Genomic DNA, 19,493 nt, shown 5'->3' with positions numbered 1-19,493 from the left:
TAAAATAGCTCCGGAAGTATCTTTTACCACAAAAAAAAAGGACTCGTTTTCACGGGTCCTTTTTTTATAAAACAATTAGATTATACTGATTGTTCTTGCTTCTTTTTTGCTCTTTTCTCTTTATATGCTTCCCAAGTCGCTCCTCCTACCCAATAGGATACGAAACCAACAAGAAAAAACATTAACCAAAATCCTATTGTAAGAACGGTTAAGAAAAGTAAAAAGCCTAAGTACTGTGAAAATTCAAACATGTTTTCCGGAATTTTTGAATGTAGCCACAAATGTAAGTTTAATTCCTTTTCTTACCAATAAAAAGTAACAAAAACTACCAATCAATTTTTATAAAAAGGGAATTATCCGTATTTTTGGGCTCAGAATTTGGAGCTGATCCCGCTATCCGTTGCAATCTTTTATGCCGTCCCGAAGTTTCGGGACGGCATAAAAGGATTTTTACTGCTATCGGGGCTAAAAATCTACTAAACTACTTAATACTTATAAATAACAACACAATGAAATTTAGAATAGAAAAAGACACGATGGGTGAAGTGCAGGTTCCTGCAGACAAATATTGGGGCGCACAAACAGAACGTTCCCGAAACAACTTCAAAATAGGTCCATCGGCTTCCATGCCAAAAGAAATTATTGAAGGTTTTGCTTTCTTAAAAAAAGCAGCGGCTTACGCTAATTGCGATTTAGGCGTTTTACCAGTCGAAAAACGCGATGCAATTGCAGCCGTTTGTGATGAAATCCTAGCCGGAAAACTAGATGACGAATTTCCATTGGTAATTTGGCAAACGGGTTCAGGTACGCAAAGTAACATGAACGTAAATGAAGTGGTTGCAAATCGTGCACAAGTTCTAAAAGGATTCAACATTGGCGAAGGCGAGCAATTCATCAAAGCTAATGATGATGTAAACAAATCACAATCTTCGAATGATACATTCCCTACTGGAATGCATATTGCAGCGTACAAAGCGGTAGTAGAAATCACCATTCCTGGTGTTGAAAAACTAAGAGACACCCTTCATGCCAAAGCAGTTGAATTTAATACTGTGGTTAAAATAGGTCGCACGCATTTAATGGATGCTACGCCATTGACATTAGGACAAGAAATTTCAGGTTATGTAGCGCAATTGAACTACGGTTTAAAAGCAGTTAAAAATACTTTGGCACACTTATCAGAAGTGGCTTTAGGAGGAACAGCTGTGGGAACCGGATTAAACACGCCAGAAGGATACGATGTAAAAGTAGCCGAATATATCGCTGAATTTACGGGTCATCCATTCGTAACTGCCGAAAACAAATTTGAAGCTTTAGCAGCACATGATGCCATCGTAGAATCACACGGTGCATTGAAACAACTAGCGGTTTCATTGAATAAAATTGCCAATGACGTCCGTATGCTAGCTTCTGGACCACGTTCAGGAATTGGAGAAATCATTATTCCGGAAAACGAACCAGGTTCTTCTATCATGCCAGGAAAAGTAAACCCAACACAATGTGAAGCATTAACTATGGTTTGCGCACAAGTTATGGGGAATGATGTAGCTATTGCTGTTGGAGGAATGCAAGGTCATTATGAATTGAATGTTTTCAAACCATTGATGGCTACAAACTTCTTGCAATCAGCTAGATTATTAGGTGATGCTTGTATGTCTTTTGACGAGCATTGCGCACAAGGTATCGAACCAAACTACAAACGAATCCAAGAATTGGTTGACAATTCATTGATGTTGGTTACCGCTTTAAATACTAAAATTGGATATTACAAATCTGCTGAAATTGCTCAGACCGCACATAAAAATGGAACTACTTTAAAAGAGGAAGCCGTTGGTTTGGGTTATGTAACTTCAGAGGATTTTGATGCTTGGGTTAAACCGGAAGACATGGTTGGGAGCTTGAAATAATTAATGCTGGTACAGCAACATTTTTATCAAAAAACCCTGCAACGTACTATGTTGCAGGGTTTTTATTTTATGATTGTAAAGACGCACTGCAGTGCGTCTTTATGTCATTTTACCAAATAAGAAAACCGTTCACCAAAGGCGAACGGTTTTCTTTATACCATTGCAAAGACGCGATAAATCGCGTCTCTACAGTACAGGAAATTATTATTTTACTTCTTCGAATTCAACGTCTTCAACATTGTCTCCTTGAGCAGCATCCCCTTGAGGCTGTGCTTCACCTTGACCTTGTTCTCCTTGAGCATACATCGCTTCAGTTGCTTTTTTCCAAGCAGCATTGATGTTGTCAAGAGCCGTTTGAATTGCAGGAATGTCTTGAGATTGGTGAGCCATTCTCAATTCAGTTAATGCATATTCTACAGCAACTTTGTTTTCATCAGATAATTTAGAACCTAATTCTTTCAATTGAGTTTCAGTTTGGAAGATCATTCCGTCAGCTTCGTTCAATTTTTCAGCTCTTTCTCTTGCAATTTTGTCAGCATCAGCATTAGCTTCTGCATCTTTTTTCATTCTTTCGATTTCTTCAGCAGTTAAACCAGAAGAAGCTTCGATACGAATATCATGAGATTTACCTGTTCCTTTGTCAGTTGCCGAAACTTTGATGATACCATTAGCATCAATATCAAAAGTTACTTCAATTTGTGGAACACCTCTTGGTGCTGGTGGAATACCATCTAAATGGAAACGACCGATAGTTTTGTTATCCGCAGCCATTGCTCTAGCTCCTTGTAAAACGTGGATTTCAACTGTTGGTTGAGAATCTGCAGCTGTAGAGAAAACTTGAGATTTTTTAGTTGGAATAGTTGTATTAGACTCAATAAGAGTTGTCATAACACCACCCATAGTTTCGATACCTAAAGATAAAGGTGTAACATCAAGTAACAATACATCTTTTACATCTCCAGAAAGAACTCCACCTTGAATAGCTGCTCCAATAGCAACAACCTCATCAGGATTAACTCCTTTAGACGCTTTTTTACCAAAGAATTTCTCCACTTCGTCAGCAATTCTTGGCATACGAGTAGAACCTCCTACAAGAATAACTTCGTCAATATCAGAAACAGATAAACCTGCATCTTTCAACGCTTTAGCAACTGGTGCCATAGAACGTTTTACTAATGAATCAGTTAATTTTTCAAATTGAGCTCTAGTTAATTTTTTAACTAAGTGTTTTGGTCCTGAAGCTGTAGCAGTTACGTAAGGTAAGTTGATTTCAGTTTCAGTTGAAGAAGACAATTCAATTTTTGCTTTCTCAGCAGCTTCTTTCAAACGTTGCAAAGACATTGGATCTAAACGTAAATCAATACCTTCTTCAGTTAAAAATTCAGCAGCTAACCAGTCAATAATTTCGTGGTCAAAATCATCCCCACCTAAGTGAGTATCTCCGTTTGTAGACAATACTTCAAAAACTCCGTCTCCTAATTCAAGAACAGAAATATCAAATGTACCTCCACCTAAATCGTAAACAGCAATTTTTTGATCTTTACCTTTTTTATCAAGACCATATGCCAAAGCTGCAGCTGTAGGTTCGTTGATAATACGCATAACTTTAAGACCCGCAATTTCTCCAGCTTCTTTCGTAGCTTGACGTTGTGCATCATTAAAGTAAGCAGGAACAGTAATAACTGCTTCAGTAACTGTTTGACCTAAATAGTCTTCAGCAGTTTTTTTCATTTTTTGAAGTGTCATTGCTGACAATTCTTGTGCAGAGTATAAACGACCATCAATATCAACACGTGGTGTATTGTTGTCCCCTTTTACTACTTTGTAAGAAACTCTTTTTGCTTCAGCCGAAACTTCAGAAAAAGAATGACCCATAAAACGTTTGATAGAAGCAATAGTCTTAGTTGGATTAGTTACCGCTTGTCTCTTAGCAGGATCTCCTACTTTAATTTCTCCACCTTCTACAAATGCAATGATAGATGGCGTTGTTCTTTTTCCTTCAGCATTAGGGATAACTACTGCTTCATTACCTTCCATTACAGAAACACAAGAGTTTGTTGTACCTAAATCAATTCCGATTATTTTACCCATTTTTAATATATTTAATTTTATTATATACTCATTTTAATAGCTCGAAGTCAATAAGTCAATCTTTGTGCCAATGCAATACACGTCCTTAAATTGTCAGTTTATGTTAAAATTGGCGTAAAAAAATCTGACAAGATGACATTTCAGAGGGTTTGTCATTCTGGCGGAAGTCGGAATATGGAGCTACTTCCCGCTCTCCGCTGTATCTTTATGTTCTTAAAGAAAGAACATAAAGGATGCCGCTACTATCGGGGCTAGGAAATCTGATTCCTAACTTCATTTGTTTCTATTCGATTACTTTACCAATTTCAATACCAATAATTCGTAATAAATAAACTACATTAGCAGAACATATAGAATACTATTTGTAGCGCAAAGTAACCTGATTTTGGATGGATATGAGCTAGTTTGTAGCTATTATATGCAAGTTATGCCTCATGCTAAAAAACGACACCGCTAAACGAAATACAAATTTGAAATGATTACAAAATTAAACCTAAATAATGTAGCCAGTTACAAAAGTTCTACAGCTTTGGAAACCGATAAAAATGTAAATCTTATTTATGGTTTAAACGGTACAGGGAAAAGCACCTTATCAAATTATTTACATCAAAGCTCTGACGAAAAATATAAAAATTGTTCAATTGAAGGATTAGACGAAAGCCACGAAATACTTGTTTACAATCAAAAATTTATTTTAGAAAACTTTTTTGAACCTGAAAATCTAAAAGGAATTTTTACACTTTCAAAAGAAAATAAAGTTGCAGAAACGAACATTACCAATGCATTAAAGGAAATTTCAACGCTAAAAATTGAAGAAGAAGCGAAAAGTAAAGAACTTGAAACTGAAAAGTCGTCAATTAACCAAAAAGAAAATACTGCAAAAGATTCTGTTTGGAAAATTAAGACAGATTATAGTGGAGGCGACAGAGTTCTCGAATTTTGTTTAGAAGGATACAAAGGTTCAAAAGATAGTTTATTCAATCAAATTATTGGTTTAAGCAAACCAACTGTAAAACCCACAAAAAATATAGACGATTTAAAAAGTGATTTACAATCAATTTCAGGCGACAACGCTCAAAAATTTGCTATTTTATCACAAATTACTTTTTCATCACAAGGGGTAGAAAACGAAAGTTTGTTTAACGACCAAATTGTAGGTAATGAAAATAGTTCTGTTTCACGATTAATCAAAGTACTTGGTAATTCAGATTGGGTAAAAACAGGTTTACTTTTTTTACCAGAAATACAAACTCAAGAAAATACAATCTGCCCTTTTTGCCAACAAAGAACTATTTCAAATGAACTAATTGAAAGCATAAAAAATTATTTTGATGTAGCATACGAAACAGACGTAAATTCATTGAAATCTTTTTTAGAGGAATATTCAAAATCTATTCAAGAAATCCCAAGTAAATCAAATTTTGAAGCAAATCCCAAGTTTGAAAATTACAAAAAGGACTTTGAAATTAAATACAATGCGTTTTTAAAAGTTGTTGAAGACAATAAAAAACTTATTGAAGATAAAATAAAAACGCCAAGCGTTTCTATTACTCTTAATAATTCCTCTGAATCATTGCAGGAACTAAACGATATTATTACAAAAATCAACTTGCTTATTGCTGAACACAATAATAATATTGACCAAAAAGAAACAGTAAAAAAAACTATTAAAAAAACTTTTTGGGAAATAATGCGTTGGGATTATGACCATAAAATTAGTTCTATTGCTACAGAAAAATTGACCTCAAAAAGTAAAACAGATTCTTTAGTAGTTTCGTTAAAAGAAATTTCAACAAAAATTATTGCTCAAAACGCAATTATTGCTGAACAGCAAAAACAAACTATAAATATCGAAGAAGCTGTTGCTAATATAAAAAGTGGTTTGATTGATTTAGGTATTACAGATTTTGAAATCAAAAAACATTCTGAAAACCACTATAAAATAGTACGTGGAGAAAATGAAGACAAAGTTTTTCGTTCATTAAGTGAAGGAGAAAAAATGATTATTAGCTTCCTTTACTTTATAGAGTTATGTAGAGGAAAGAAAGAAGCAACAGAAACTGGGAAAAAGAAAATCATCGTAATTGACGACCCAATTTCAAGTTTATCTCACATTTACGTTTTTAATATTGGAAGACTTATCAAAAATGAATTTTTCGGAAAAAAGGAAAATAAAAAAGATAAAGAAACGGGAGAGAAAATTGTAGAGTGGAAATATAAATATGAACAGGTTTTCATCTTAACACACAGTTTGTATTTTTTTTATGAGATTACCGAAACAAAACATGATGAAAGAAAAGAAACACAAAATCTTTTTCGTCTTTCAAAAAACGAAAATGGCAGTTCCTTTTCTTCAATGAGTTACGAAGAGATTCAAAATGATTATCAAGCATATTGGTTTATAATAAAAGATGAATCGCAACATCCAGCATTGATAGCTAACTGCATGAGAAACATAATTGAATATTTCTTTAATTTTGTCGAAAAGAAAGACTTAAATAACTTTTTCCTTCAAGAACCTTTGAACAATAATAGGTTTCAGGCATTTTACAGATACATAAACAGAGAATCACATTCATTAGGACAAAATATTTTTGACTATAAAGAATTTAACTATCAAGACTTTAAAGATGCTTTTTCTCAACTTTTCAAGATTGCAGGTTATGAAGCACATTATAAAAAAATGATAAAAAAATAAAAGCACGAAGGCATAACAGCAGTTTAGCAACCATTACACATCGACACCCAAACCAACAAATAGATAAAAAACGGCAATACCAATTTGAACAATGAAAAAATATTTATCACAAAGGCGAGTTTTTGCTTTTCTGACAATACTAATTGTTGGGACTGCCTGTAACGGACCCGCTAAAAAAGACGTACCAAAAGAAAAGGGAAATGAATCAAACATACTATCTGTTGCACATCCCAAACTTATAAAAACCATAGGCTCGCCTAAATATGGCAATGTACAATCTGCGCTGCAGGACAAAGCCGGTAACCTTTGGTTTGGCACCACAGAAAATGGTCTTTACAAATATGACGGAAAAACCTTTACCCGATTTTTACTGACCGATGGACTAAACAGTAATAATATTAATGCCATTTTAGAAGATAAAGATGGTAAAATTTGGATAGGTACTCCAGCGGGAGTTTGTCTTTACGATGGTAAAACATTTGCTAAAATCCAGATTCCTTTACGAAAAAACCTACCTCCCAACAAGTTTAAAAAAACGCAGGAGGTATTCAGTATCATGCAGGACAAAAGCGGAAAACTATGGTTCGCAACAATTGATGGTGTTTACATCTACGATGGCAAATCCTTTACTCCGTTTATAATTAATGAGGATGGAGTTGGCTATATGAGCAGTAACAATAACGTGGAATATATTTTAGAAGATAAAGCTGGTAACATTTGGTTTGGAGGACGGGGTAATAAGGGTGTGTTTCGTTACGATGGAAAATCTATAACCAATCTTAAACCAAATGGCGACAATTGGGCTTGGCCCGCATTGCAAGACAAGAACGGAAATATTTGGTTTAGCAATTGGAGCGGTGCTTACCGTTATGATGGAAAATCATTTACAAGTTTTGCAAAAAGCAATGGCTTGCTAAGTGATTCGGTTATGCGAATTATAGAAGACAAAAACGAAAATATTTGGTTTGGTGGCGGTGGTGGCATTTGCCGTTACGATGGAAAATCTTTCACTTGTTTTACAATAAAAGATGGACTAATCAATCAGGGGATTTGGGCAATTTTGGAAGATAAAACTGGAAATCTTTGGGTGGGTACGAGAGAAACTGGACTCTATCTTTACGATGGAAAAACATTTATTAATTATTCGGAATATAAACACTAGCCTGTGACGGACAAACAAAATTTGCAACAACAGACAAAAAGAACAAAAAAAACATCAATCACTAAAACCAACAATCATCATGAAACAACGTTCCAAGCATTTTGCAGTAAAGACAATCCTAATTGGTCTATTCATCCAGCTAATTACAATACCGGTTTCCTTTGGGCAAACCAAAACAGAACAAATCGATAAATTAATGAATCTATATTCGGAATACGGGCAGTTTAACGGTTCTATCCTTGTCGCTGATGCAGGGAAAGTTATTTATAAAAAAGGTTTCGGAATGGCAAACATGGAATGGAATATTCCAAATCAACCGGATACCAAACACCGCTTGGGCTCCGTTACCAAACAGTTTACTTCCATGCTGATACTTCAATTAGTCGAGCAAGGAAAATTAAAGTTGGACGCTCCTATTGCAACGTATCTACCTGATTATCCTAAAGTTTCGGGCGATAAAATCACTATTCATCATTTACTGACGCATACATCTGGAATCCCTAATTATACTTCGTTTCCAAATTTCGTGAAAGATTTAAGTATCAATCCGTACAGCCCGGAAGCATTTGTAAAAAAATTTGCTGACCTACCGCTCGAGTTTACACCAGGCGAAAAATTTGCATACAGCAATTCCGGTTATTTTTTATTGGGTTACATCATAGAGAAAGCCTCCGGTAAAACCTATGAGCAATGTTTACAAGACAATATTCTTACGCCAATCAAAATGAATAATACTGGATTCGATCACCATGAAACGATTCTGAAAAACAGAGCTTCAGGTTATGAGAAAAACGATAAAAACTACAGCAATGCCAGTTATCTTGATTTATCTATACCCTACGCTGCGGGTTCTTTGTATTCCACTGTAGATGATTTATATCTATGGGATCAAGCGCTTTACACAGAACAGTTACTTTCGAAAAAAAATAAAGAGCTCTTATTTAATTCCTATATCCCTGCAGGGCCAGGACATTATGGTTACGGATGGTTCATCAATAAGGCTTTCAATGGAGAAAAAAATGAAAGCATTATGGTTATTGAGCATGGCGGTGGAATAAATGGATTCAACACGTTGCTTTCCCGTATTCCGTCTGACAAAAATCTGGTGGTTTTATTAAATAATACAGGCGGTACAAATCTAAATGAGATGAATAAAGCGATTAGAAATATCCTTTATAATAAACCGTACAGTTTACCTAAAAAATCATTGGCTACTGCTTTCGTAGACGTTATTCTGGAAAAAGGAATTGTGTCTGGATTAACATATTTTAAAGAAAATAAAAATTCAAATAGCTATGCTATCAATGAAAATGAAATGAATAGCGCAGGATATCAATTATTACAAACCGGAAAAGTAAAAGAAGCTATAGAAGTTTTCAAACTAAATGTAGAAGCATTTCCAAAATCAGGGAATACCTATGATAGTTTGGGAGAAGCCTATTTGAAAAACGGAGATAAAAAGCTTGCTATTCTAAATTATAAAAAATCCATAGAACTGGATCCAAACAATGAAAACGGGAAAAAAGTATTGGAAGAAATTTCAAAAACCTAAATCATTAAAAATCGTAAAGCCCTCTGCTTCAACATTAAGTATGAGGGTGTCGCTCAGGCCCATAACAAATTAGTTACTTAAAATAGCTAACTGTCATGTATTGGGGCAAACCAACATTTCAATTTCTTAAATGAAAAAGATTTGATTTTTCGGCACGAGAGAGACACACAGTAAATTAATTATCCGAATTTACTTGAGCGAACACTCTTTTTTTGAAGGAGGAAGGCGTTTCTCCTACCAATGATTTAAAAAGTTTATTAAAATAAGACATGCTTTCAAACCCAACAGCATATACAACTTCTGAAACATTATGGTGTTTTAGCAGTAGTGTTTTCGCTTGTGTAATTCGGTATTGATTTACGAATTCAGTGAATGTCATATTCGTCTGCTTTTTAAAATAACGACAAAAAGCAGCGGTACTCAAATGTACATTCGATGCAATAGCATTCACATCAGGCTTTTTGTCGTAGTTCTCCTGAATATAATCATATATGGTTCCCATTCTGATTTTGTCATTCATAAACAGCTTAATTCTCGTATCCTCCGTATTCAATTGATTCACTTCAGATGAGGTAGCCATTATGTTTAATATTTCAAAAAGCTCCAGTAAAGAATTGAAATTATTCTTATGCTGTATTTCTTTTAGCTTGATGACAACTTGTTCTTTTGTTTTGCCATAAAAAGACAAACCCAAATAAGCTTTATCAAAGAGCGCACGAATATCGGCGAACTCAGCAGTGGACACAATTGTATTGGGGAAAAAATCTTCCTTAAACTGTACTACAATTTGTTTATACTCCGTTTGCAATCCATAATCAAAATTTAAGTGGGGAACATTGGAGCCAATTAACACAAGATCGCTTTCTACAAAACTTGAAATGTTTTTACCAACATGGCGAATTCCTGCAATCGCTTCTACATAGACTAATTCGAATTCCGGATGGTAATGCCAAAAAAAATAATTACGCAAACTAGGGGTAAAAATGCGGAATGATTTTCCGGGCTGTATCGTGATTTCTTCTTTCTTTATTTTCATTATAGCTTCATTTTATCCGTTATCAAACACAAAATTAAGCAAAATAGTCAACACAGAGCATATATACATCATTTTAGAATTCACCAACTACCACTATTAACCTGAACTTTGCTATATCAATTTTAAAGAATCAAAAAAATGAAGACAATGACAACCAACAACGGATTAAATAAGGGACATAAAGAAATTCCCGGAAATCCGTCAGTAGCAACTAGCAGTAAAGTGAAATTAAGCGACTGTAGCAATGGGGAAAAGTTGCGCGTATTGACCGAAGAGGAATGGGCTTTTTGGATTCACAACGGGTATGTAGTCGTAAAAAATGCAGTTCCAAGAGAACAGGCAGAGGTATTGGCTAATTATTTATGGGAATATGAAGATAAAAAACAAAATGATCCTGAAACATGGTACAAGCCAACACTTTCGATGAAAATGTCGGAACTGAACAACACCGGAATGGTGGAAATATACAACCATCAGCATTTATGGGATAACCGTCAATTTCCAAAAGTGCACCAAGCTTTTGCCGATATTTGGGGAACTGAAAAACTGTGGGTTACTATCGACCGTGCAAACCTTAACTTCCCAATTCGTCCAGGGCATGAATACAAAGGTTTTATTCATTGGGATTATGATCCTGAAACGAAGCCTCAAAATGTTCAGGGTGTATTGGCATTAGCGGACCAAAATGACGAAAATATGGGTGGTTTTCAATGCATCCCTGAACTGTTCAGAACCTACGATACCTGGAAACTTACACAACCTGAAGACCGTGATCATTTCAAACCTGACACTACTGGTTTTGAATTGGTAAAAGTTAAAATGGACGCAGGAGATCTTTTGATTTTTAACAGCTCACAACCGCACGGCATCAGACCAAATAATAGCAAAGATAAAGTCCGAATGGCGCAGTATATTGCTATGATTCCTGCAGATGAAGATAATGAGGAAATGCTTCAATGGAGAATCGATGCCTGGAAAAACAAACATGTACCTGAAGGATATGCTTTTCCTGGAGACCCTTTGAACCGTGAAAGTAAACAGCCTGTTGCTGAGCTTTCCGATTTAGGTAAAAAACTTCTTGGAATTGAAAAATGGTAACTACAATTGTGGCGGTGAAACCATCGCCACATGTTTTTTAATAAAAAAAATGAAAAGATGAAAAAAGCGATAATTTTAGATTTAGATAATACAATATTTTCAACACCATCCATTGGTGACAAACTATTTGCAGACCTTTATTATCTCCTGGAAATCAATCTAATCGAGTTTGAAGGAGATTTGGAAAACCTAAAAAAAGATATTAACCGAAAACCCTTTTCTGTGGTTGCCAAGCAATATAAAATGACCCAATCACTATACAAAGATGCATTACAACTATTGAGTGAGCTCACTTATAATGAAACGATTGAACCATTTCCAGATTACAATGAAGTTACTAAAATCCAGTGCGATAAATTTTTGGTTACTTCCGGTTTTCCCAAATTACAAAACAGTAAGGTGAAACAACTTGGGATAGAAAAAAATTTCAAAGGAATATATATTGTAGATACAGTAATGACCAATGATACTAAGAAAAATGTTTTTAAAAATATCTTACATTACTACAATTATGATACCTCTGAAGTAGTAGTGATTGGCGATGATCCGGAATCGGAAATCGCTGCTGCCGAAGAACTGGGAATTGACGCAATCCTTTATGACAAATTAAATTTATATGCCAATTACTTTAAAAACCCTAAAATTTCTGATTTCAACCAACTCCAAAATTATTTGTAAATTCGTCTAACTTTTTGGGAGCAGCCTATGAAAGCATTTATATTTTACACTCGAAATGAAAAAAAATCCAATAAAATGTTTTTTTTGAAAAACTATTGCCAGTTGAAAAAATAGATTTACATTTACTGACTGATTAGTCAGTAACATAAGGTATCTTTATTTCAATTTATTTAATTATCTTACTAATAATGAGTGCATTATCCTATTTAAAACAAGTAAAATTTGGTAAACTGCCTTCAGGCAAAAGATTGGAAAGAATTAAACAATCTCCGAATTATAAAAACGGTTCTTTTCAAAACCAAAGCATCACGCCTGACCTGACGGAAGGGGCAAGCTATTATACCGTTAGTAAAGAGTTCTTTTTTGGGCAACATAAGAACGTTACACCAGTTGACGAAATTCCAACCAAAAAAACAGACCTTTTGAATGTAGACCTGAACGAAAATATTTTGGTTTGGTTTGGGCATTCCTCCTACTACATTCAAATTGATGGAAAACGAATTTTAGTTGATCCCGTTTTAAGTGGTCTTGCTTCTCCATTTTCATTTTCAACAAAAGCTTTCAAAGGAACGGATCGTTATACAACGGATGATATTCCCGAAATTGATTACCTTTTTATTTCGCACGACCATTGGGATCATTTGGATTATAAAACCATTTTAAAACTAAAACCTAAAATCAAAAAAATAATCTGCGGTCTTGGTACCGGCGAACACTTTGAATATTGGGGTTTTGACACCACTAAAATCATTGAAAAAGACTGGAACGAGAAAATAGTTTTGGACGAAGGTTTTACGGCACATACAGTTCCTTCAAGACATTTTTCAGGTCGTGGACTAACTAGAAACAAGGCGCTTTGGACCTCGTATGTTTTACAAACACCAACCATGCAAATTTTTCTTGGCGGCGACAGTGGGTATGATAAACACTTTGCCGAAATAGGGGAAACGTTTGGTGAATTTGATTTAGCCATTTTAGAAAACGGTCAGTACGATAAGAGTTGGAAATACATTCACCTGATGCCAGATGAAATTTTGCAAGCAGCAAAAGACTTAAATGCCAAACGAATTTTCCCCGTCCATTCTTCAAAATTTGCGCTCGGAAATCATCCTTGGTATGAACCTCTGGAATTGATAACCGAAAATAACAAACAAGAAAACCTAAACCTCATCACACCAATGATTGGTGAAAAGGTAAACTTAAAAGATACCACACAACAATTTTCTCAATGGTGGAAAGGTGTAAAATAACCCTATCAATTAGTAGTGAATATTGCGATTTACCCTTGCTAAAAATAAAATCTGAATAATGGACAAGAGAGAAAAATTACTGGCGGCGGCGCTCAAACTATTTGTTGAGTTTGGCTTTCACGATACACCCACTAGTAAAATTGCAAAAGAAGCAGGCATTGCCAGCGGCACCTTGTTTTACTTTTTCCCAACAAAAGACGAATTAGTCAAAGCCTTATATATTGACATCAAAAGCCGTCTGAATGAACACATTTCGGAGATAATTAAAGACGAAAAATCGTTGCTGGGAATCTTGAAAATTTATTATTCTGCTACACTTCATTGGGCATTAAAACACAAGACGGAGTTCCGTTTCATGGAACAATTCAACTCTTCACCTTACTTAAAACAAATTGCAGAAGAAGAAACTCAGAAATACATTAAACCAATTATGGTTATTTTAGAAAATGGAGTAAAGGACAAAATCATAAAGCTGATGAATGTTGAACTCATTTTTACACTCATCTGCGGACACACTTTCAGCGTCAATCAATATTTAGTTGCTAAAGACTTTTCAAAACCCGAACAAGACACCGTTATCAATAACACTTTTGACTTGCTTTGGGACATGATAACATAAAAACAAGCTAACAAATGGATTTAAAACAGCATTATACTGCGCTATACAACGAATCTATTGAAAAGATTGTGACGAACACCTATCAAATTGACAATCAAATCGATTCGCTTTCAGACCATAGATTTGGCATTACTTTATTAATTCGACCAGATAGTCAAACCAAAAAAAACATACAGGACTTTTTAGACGAACTAAAGCAAATCGATCCGGATCAATATTATTATCCCAGTTCGGATATTCATATCACCGTACTATCAATTATTTCTTGTTATGATGGATTTGATTTGGCAACAATTTCGACTCCCGATTATATTGCAATTATCGAAAAAAGTCTTGTTGGAATACAGGATATAGTAATTAATTTTCAAGGCGTCACTGCTTCCCCATCTGCTATAATGCTTCAGGGTTTTACTAATTCTAATTCCTTAGACAATTTAAGAAACAACTTAAGAACAAATTTCACGAATTCAGGATTACAGGAAAGTATCGACAAACGCTACTCTATTAATACAGCTCATTCGACTGTAGCACGATTTCGAAAAGAAATAAGTCATACAGAAAAGTTGATTGCAGTTTTAGAAAAGTATCGGAATTTTGATTTCGGAAAATTCAAAGTTGAAAAATATCATTTAGTTTATAATGATTGGTACCAACGGAAACAATTTGTCAAAGAATTACACGAATTTCAGTCCAGCTAAAAAAGCAGCAAACAAAAGTTTGCTGCAAGTTACGTTTTTACACAATCCATTAATTTACTGCCTTAGTAGACTTCCCTACCGTCAAATAAATGTGATTATTAGGATACAGGAATTCAATTTTTGTATGCTGCTGGTTTACTCTCATTTCTACTTGTTCATTTTCATTTTCTAAAGTATAAAACGTATAATTCCTATCCAGAGGAAAAATACCGGAGTCAACAATTTTATATTTTAATCTCATTTCAGTAAGAAAGAATACCACATTGCTCTTTTTGGTATCTAAGAACACGAAAGAATATTCGTTTCCCGTTCTATCACATTCTCCTTTTTTGAAAGGTTCCTCGTCTATGCAATACCGCTGAACGTTAAACACCTGTTCTTGAGCATACAAACCACCTGTTATAAGTAGCATTGAAATTATTTTTTTCATCTTTCTTAGGATATATTTTATTATCCGGAATTGAATAATTATTTTTTATAATACAAAAGATAGGCCACATTAATTTTTTCGTTTCAACAAGCAATAAATTAACAAATTGCTTTTGTTTCATTATCATAAAAAAGCCTTAAAAAACAAGGCCTACCGTTATAACATTCCTTTTTATTAGTATTTTCGATTTTCTAAATCTATATGCTTTACTAAAATTTAATCCTGAAAGTATTCTAAAATAACATAAAAATGACTTCATTTAGCAAAGAATTATCCTTTCGTTGGTCTGATCTTGACCCTAATTTTCATGTTCGACACAGTGCCTATTATGATTTTGGTGCACAGCACCGAATCGAAATTTTGGAAAGTCTTGGTTTAACAATGAAGGTGATGCAAGCGCAAGGCTTTGGCCCTATCCTTTTTAGGGAAGAATGTGTGTTTAGAAAAGAAATAAAACTTTCGGATAAAATTTCCATGCACACCAAAACTTCAAAAGTAAATGCAGATGCATCCCGCTGGTCGATTGTACATGAGTTCATCAATGAAGAAAATAAACTATGTGCAACCATCACTGTCGATGGCGCTTGGATGGATCTTAAACTGAGAAAACTAGCCTCTCCTACTCCCGAAATTGCTATTGAAGCCCTGAGTATTTTTCCTAAAAGCAACGATTTTGTAAACCTTTAAAGGAATTTAAATAGACAAACCCAATTTCCTTATTTTGGATACAACTATAAGAGATTGAGTTACTTTTAAATTTAGTATCGTACGGACATTTGCATTGTTAATTTAAATCCACAATTAAATAAAAAAGTATGAATACTAATAAAAAAATCGAACTGGGAAGTCAAGGACTTTTTGTTCCAAAAGTAGGATTGGGTTGTATGGGAATGACCCAAATTGCAGGAATGGATGTTTATGGAAAAGCAGATGAAACTGAATCTATCGCTACTATACACCGTTCATTGGAACTAGGATACAACTTCCTGGATACTGCCGATTTATACGGCCCTTTACTAAATGAAAGGCTTGTCGCCAAAGCCATTAAAGGAAACAGAAATCAATATACCATTGCCACAAAATTTGGCTATGAAATCGATGACAAAGAACAACTGACTTGGCAATTCAACGGCACAAAGGATTATGTAAAAAAAGCCGTGGAGCGTTCGCTTAAAAACTTGGGAACTGATTATATTGACTTGTATTACTTGCATCGTTTAGACCCAAACACGCCTATTGAAGAAACTGTTGCAGCAATGGCTGAATTGGTAAAAGAAGGAAAAATTGGTCACATCGGACTTTCGGAAGTTTCATCGGAGACCATAAAAAAAGCCCATACTATTCACCCTTTGACTGCGGTACAAACAGAATATTCTTTGTTTGAGCGTGGCGTAGAAGAAACGGGAATTTTAAAAACACTTAAAGATCTTGGAATCGGATTTGTGGCTTACTCCCCATTAGGTCGAGGATTCATTTCTGGCGATATCAAAAGCCCTGATGATTTTCCTGATACTGATTTTAGAAAAAGTTTACCCCGTTTTCAAGGCGAACAATTTTACAAAAATATTGCCTTGGTAAATGAAATAAAGACATTGGCTACCGAAAAAGAAATAACACCTTCACAATTAGCCATTTCCTGGATTATTTCAAAAGGTATTTTACCTATTCCGGGAACAAAAAGAGTGAAATATATCGAAGAAAATAATGCTGCTGCCGAAATTAAATTAAGCATTGAAGACCTAAACCGTTTAGAAACCATCATCCCTTTAGGAACCATAACAGGTGCTCGTTATGATGCTGCCAATATGGGTGCTATCGATCAATAAAACAATAATATTCAGTAGGAAAAGCGGCCTTTATTATTCACTTTTCCTACTGAATTAATAATTCGGATCATGAAAAAAAAGACCAATTCTCCGTATATCATCAATTCCATTTCTGAGTTGCATCGTTTATTGGAATTACCTAAACCAAAACATCCATTGGTTAGTGTCATTAATCTGAGTGAAATAAAATGTCATTTTGATGAAAGTATAAAAAGTTTCATTTATAATTTTTATTCGATTTGTACCAAAAAGGATTTTAAAGGTAAATTGAAATATGGACAAAACTATTATGATTTTGACGAAGGTATAATGACTTTTTTTTCACCGGGTCAGGTAATCTCGACTGTTGTTGATGAAGATATAGCGCTTTCAGGAATATGGTTAGTCGTTCACCCAGATTTTATCCAAAATTATGCCTTGGCAAAAAGCATCAAGGACTATGGATTTTTCTCCTATGCCGTAAATGAAGCGTTACACCTTTCGGATAGAGAAGAGGTAATGGTTAGGTACATTATGCAAAATATTGATACCGAATATTGTTCTGTAATAGACGGTTTTAGTCAGGACGTTATACTTTCACACATTGAATTATTGCTCAATTATTCCAACCGATTCTATAACAGACAGTTTATTACCCGTAGAAATGCCAGTAATGATTTGTTGAGTAATTTAGAAAAATTGCTCTTGGATTATTTTAATAGTACCAAAGTTCAGGAATTTGGCCTTCCAACTGTTCTATACATTTCAGAGCAATTGAATGTCTCTCCAAATTATTTGAGTGATATGCTCCGATCACTCACTGGACAAAGTACGCAACAGCATATTCAGAATAAATTAATTGAAAAAGCCAAAGAAATTTTGACCACAACTTCTTTATCAGTTAGTGAAATCGCGTACCAATTGGGTTTTGAATACCCACAGTCTTTTAGCAAATTATTCAAGAGTAAAACCAATGTTTCACCTTTAGAATTTAGAAGCTCGTTCAATTAAACATAAAACATGAAAATATTCCCAATAAAGAAAAGTATTTTAAGTCTGATTATATTAAGCTTCGTATCATGTTCATCAGGAAAAACAGCTATCGTTAGTGGGAAAGTTTCGGCTATTCAAAAAGGGAAAGATGGCTACACTGCGACAATTGAAAATGCAAAAGGACGCATTTATTTTGGAACAATTAGTATTCCCAATTTGAGCAATCCTCAATTATTCAAACAGGCGGAAATTGGAGATACAATAGTTGTGAAAGGAGAAGTTTGGAAAATGGGAAAAGAAAAACAAATTACTGTCAGAGAAATATTGGAACTGAAAAAGAAAAACATTGCTGAAGCTAAAATCACCGGAATAGTTCAATCTGTCGAAAAAGGAAAAGATGGCTATACTGCCAAAATAAAAACAACTGAAGGAGCAATTTATTTTGCTGTGATTAGTATTCCTAACCTTGGAAGTAGAGAGAAATATCCTGAATTTAAAATGGGAGAAAACGTCACTCTGTTTGGAGAAATCTGGAAAATGGGAGACGACAACCAAATCACAGTCAGAAAAATTTTAGATTAAAAACTTCTTAAATAAAGCAATCGAATTTCATTCATACGAAATCGCTTTGGTATCAAGTTCAGAATTAAAAGGTGTGAAATCAGTTGTAGTGGGATGGCATTCAATTTTCATGAACGTACAATTAACATTCCCAAAGTAACTGGCTACGGCTACTTCTGAAGCATCTTTCCCATTCGCTATTTTTACTAATCCATTAGCAACAGCTAATTTAGTGGAGTCAAAAAACAACCATTGTCCACCAATATAAGCTTCAAAACAGGCGTGAAAATCCGGTGGATTAAGATCATAGGCATATCCTGTAAAATAGCGTGCCGGTATATCTAACGCTCTGCACAGTGCAATTCCTAAATGGGCAAAATCTTTACAAACACCCACTTTATCGAGCAACGTATCGCATGCTGAAGTACTGGAATTAGTAACGCCTGATTTGTATTCGACGTTCTTGAAAATCCATTCCTTTATGGCTTTTGCTTTAGCATACTCATTGGGCAAATATCCAAATTCATTTAGGGCAAATTCTGATAATTTATCCGACTCGCAATGCCTGCTTGGAGAAATAAAAGGCAATACTTCGTTATCCAAGTTGATAATTGGTATGGATTTCAAAAGTACTTTTTCATCATAAATCGTATGTTCTACTTCTACTTCTGCTTGATAAATTATTGTAAAAAATAGGCCTTGCTCTACCTCCATTTTCACAAACCGAGTACCCGAATTTTTCAAAGTAAATTCCTCAAACTTTATGGCGGGAATAACAATAATAGATTCCGAAATAATTATTTGGCTTGCTGATTTTGCTGCCTGTATATTAAAAATAAAGGTAGTTGGAGAAAAGACTTTGTATGATAATTCACTGTATACTTTAAATTTCATCTTGTAAATGTACCGATTTAC

The 19,493-nt window shown here is 34.5% G+C and carries 18 protein-coding genes; 13 read left to right on the top strand and 5 right to left on the bottom strand.

Annotation, left to right across the window (positions count from 1 at the left end; genetic code table 11):
• Positions 1-80: 80 nt before the first annotated feature.
• Complete coding sequence (locus ACNQGG_RS12630; protein ID WP_143386564.1) at positions 81-251, bottom strand: hypothetical protein; 171 nt, start codon at positions 249-251, stop codon at positions 81-83.
• Positions 252-509: 258 nt separating this feature from the next.
• Here ACNQGG_RS12630 and fumC point away from each other — a divergent pair, with 258 nt between their 5' ends.
• Positions 510-1,907, top strand: a complete 1,398-nt coding sequence (fumC, locus tag ACNQGG_RS12625) for a class II fumarate hydratase (protein WP_417964502.1) — start codon at positions 510-512, stop codon at positions 1,905-1,907.
• A 204-nt stretch (positions 1,908-2,111) separates the two neighbouring features.
• On the opposite strand, the gene dnaK is transcribed toward fumC, so the two are convergent.
• Entirely contained in the window at positions 2,112-3,998 is a 1,887-nt protein-coding gene (gene dnaK, locus ACNQGG_RS12620) for a molecular chaperone DnaK (RefSeq protein ID WP_417964500.1), read from the bottom strand.
• Positions 3,999-4,473: 475 nt separating this feature from the next.
• On the opposite strand from dnaK, the gene ACNQGG_RS12615 reads away from it, so the two are divergent.
• The 3 genes from ACNQGG_RS12615 to ACNQGG_RS12605 all read left to right on the top strand — a co-directional run bounded on the left by ACNQGG_RS12615 (position 4,474) and on the right by ACNQGG_RS12605 (position 9,410).
• Entirely contained in the window at positions 4,474-6,696 is a 2,223-nt protein-coding gene (locus tag ACNQGG_RS12615; protein WP_417964498.1) for an AAA family ATPase, read from the top strand.
• 91 nt (positions 6,697-6,787) lie between these two features.
• The gene (locus ACNQGG_RS12610; RefSeq protein ID WP_417964496.1) at positions 6,788-7,858 is read left to right on the top strand and encodes a ligand-binding sensor domain-containing protein; all 1,071 of its coding nucleotides are present in this window, start codon (positions 6,788-6,790) and stop codon (positions 7,856-7,858) included.
• Positions 7,859-7,937: 79 nt separating this feature from the next.
• On the top strand, positions 7,938-9,410 hold the full coding sequence (locus tag ACNQGG_RS12605) for a serine hydrolase (protein WP_417964494.1): 1,473 nt from the start codon (positions 7,938-7,940) through the stop codon (positions 9,408-9,410).
• Positions 9,411-9,585: 175 nt separating this feature from the next.
• On the opposite strand, the gene ACNQGG_RS12600 is transcribed toward ACNQGG_RS12605, so the two are convergent.
• Positions 9,586-10,446 carry an AraC family transcriptional regulator gene (locus tag ACNQGG_RS12600; protein ID WP_417964492.1) on the bottom strand — a complete coding sequence of 287 codons (861 nt, stop codon included), beginning with the start codon at positions 10,444-10,446 and terminating at the stop codon, positions 9,586-9,588.
• A 147-nt stretch (positions 10,447-10,593) separates the two neighbouring features.
• Here ACNQGG_RS12600 and ACNQGG_RS12595 point away from each other — a divergent pair, with 147 nt between their 5' ends.
• The 5 genes from ACNQGG_RS12595 (at position 10,594) to ACNQGG_RS12575 (ending at position 14,789) form a co-directional block, all read left to right on the top strand.
• On the top strand, positions 10,594-11,544 hold the full coding sequence (locus ACNQGG_RS12595) for a phytanoyl-CoA dioxygenase family protein (RefSeq protein ID WP_417964490.1): 951 nt from the start codon (positions 10,594-10,596) through the stop codon (positions 11,542-11,544).
• Between the two features lie 57 nt (positions 11,545-11,601).
• On the top strand, positions 11,602-12,222 hold the full coding sequence (locus tag ACNQGG_RS12590) for an HAD family hydrolase (RefSeq protein WP_417964488.1): 621 nt from the start codon (positions 11,602-11,604) through the stop codon (positions 12,220-12,222).
• 188 nt (positions 12,223-12,410) lie between these two features.
• Positions 12,411-13,472, top strand: coding sequence for an MBL fold metallo-hydrolase (locus tag ACNQGG_RS12585; RefSeq protein ID WP_417964486.1), 1,062 nt, complete (start codon positions 12,411-12,413; stop codon positions 13,470-13,472).
• Between the two features lie 58 nt (positions 13,473-13,530).
• On the top strand, positions 13,531-14,091 hold the full coding sequence (locus tag ACNQGG_RS12580) for a TetR/AcrR family transcriptional regulator (protein WP_417964484.1): 561 nt from the start codon (positions 13,531-13,533) through the stop codon (positions 14,089-14,091).
• A 14-nt stretch (positions 14,092-14,105) separates the two neighbouring features.
• Complete coding sequence (locus ACNQGG_RS12575) at positions 14,106-14,789, top strand: 2'-5' RNA ligase family protein (RefSeq protein ID WP_417964482.1); 684 nt, start codon at positions 14,106-14,108, stop codon at positions 14,787-14,789.
• A 49-nt stretch (positions 14,790-14,838) separates the two neighbouring features.
• Here ACNQGG_RS12575 and ACNQGG_RS12570 read toward each other — a convergent pair whose 3' ends face one another.
• A complete protein-coding gene (locus tag ACNQGG_RS12570) occupies positions 14,839-15,219 on the bottom strand; it encodes a hypothetical protein (RefSeq protein ID WP_417964480.1) in 381 nt (126 codons plus the stop codon).
• A gap of 249 nt (positions 15,220-15,468) precedes the next feature.
• On the opposite strand from ACNQGG_RS12570, the gene ACNQGG_RS12565 reads away from it, so the two are divergent.
• The 4 genes from ACNQGG_RS12565 (at position 15,469) to ACNQGG_RS12550 (ending at position 18,599) form a co-directional block, all read left to right on the top strand.
• The gene (locus tag ACNQGG_RS12565) at positions 15,469-15,906 is read left to right on the top strand and encodes an acyl-CoA thioesterase (RefSeq protein WP_282712533.1); all 438 of its coding nucleotides are present in this window, start codon (positions 15,469-15,471) and stop codon (positions 15,904-15,906) included.
• A 128-nt stretch (positions 15,907-16,034) separates the two neighbouring features.
• On the top strand, positions 16,035-17,045 hold the full coding sequence (locus ACNQGG_RS12560; RefSeq protein ID WP_417964478.1) for an aldo/keto reductase: 1,011 nt from the start codon (positions 16,035-16,037) through the stop codon (positions 17,043-17,045).
• 69 nt (positions 17,046-17,114) lie between these two features.
• Positions 17,115-18,035: a helix-turn-helix domain-containing protein gene (locus ACNQGG_RS12555; protein ID WP_417964476.1), complete on the top strand. Its 921-nt coding sequence runs from the start codon at positions 17,115-17,117 to the stop codon at positions 18,033-18,035.
• A 9-nt stretch (positions 18,036-18,044) separates the two neighbouring features.
• Positions 18,045-18,599 carry a hypothetical protein gene (locus ACNQGG_RS12550; RefSeq protein WP_417964474.1) on the top strand — a complete coding sequence of 185 codons (555 nt, stop codon included), beginning with the start codon at positions 18,045-18,047 and terminating at the stop codon, positions 18,597-18,599.
• A 27-nt stretch (positions 18,600-18,626) separates the two neighbouring features.
• Here the strand turns inward: ACNQGG_RS12550 and ACNQGG_RS12545 are convergent, their stop codons facing one another.
• Positions 18,627-19,472: a transglutaminase-like domain-containing protein gene (locus ACNQGG_RS12545; protein ID WP_417964472.1), complete on the bottom strand. Its 846-nt coding sequence runs from the start codon at positions 19,470-19,472 to the stop codon at positions 18,627-18,629.
• Positions 19,473-19,493 lie beyond the last annotated feature (21 nt).

The sequence above is a fragment of the Flavobacterium esculini genome (assembly GCF_048284325.1).
Classification (GTDB): Bacteria; Bacteroidota; Bacteroidia; order Flavobacteriales; family Flavobacteriaceae; genus Flavobacterium.
The sequence above is the reverse complement of the archived record's forward strand: the minus strand, read 5'-3'. Positions and strand labels throughout refer to the sequence as shown.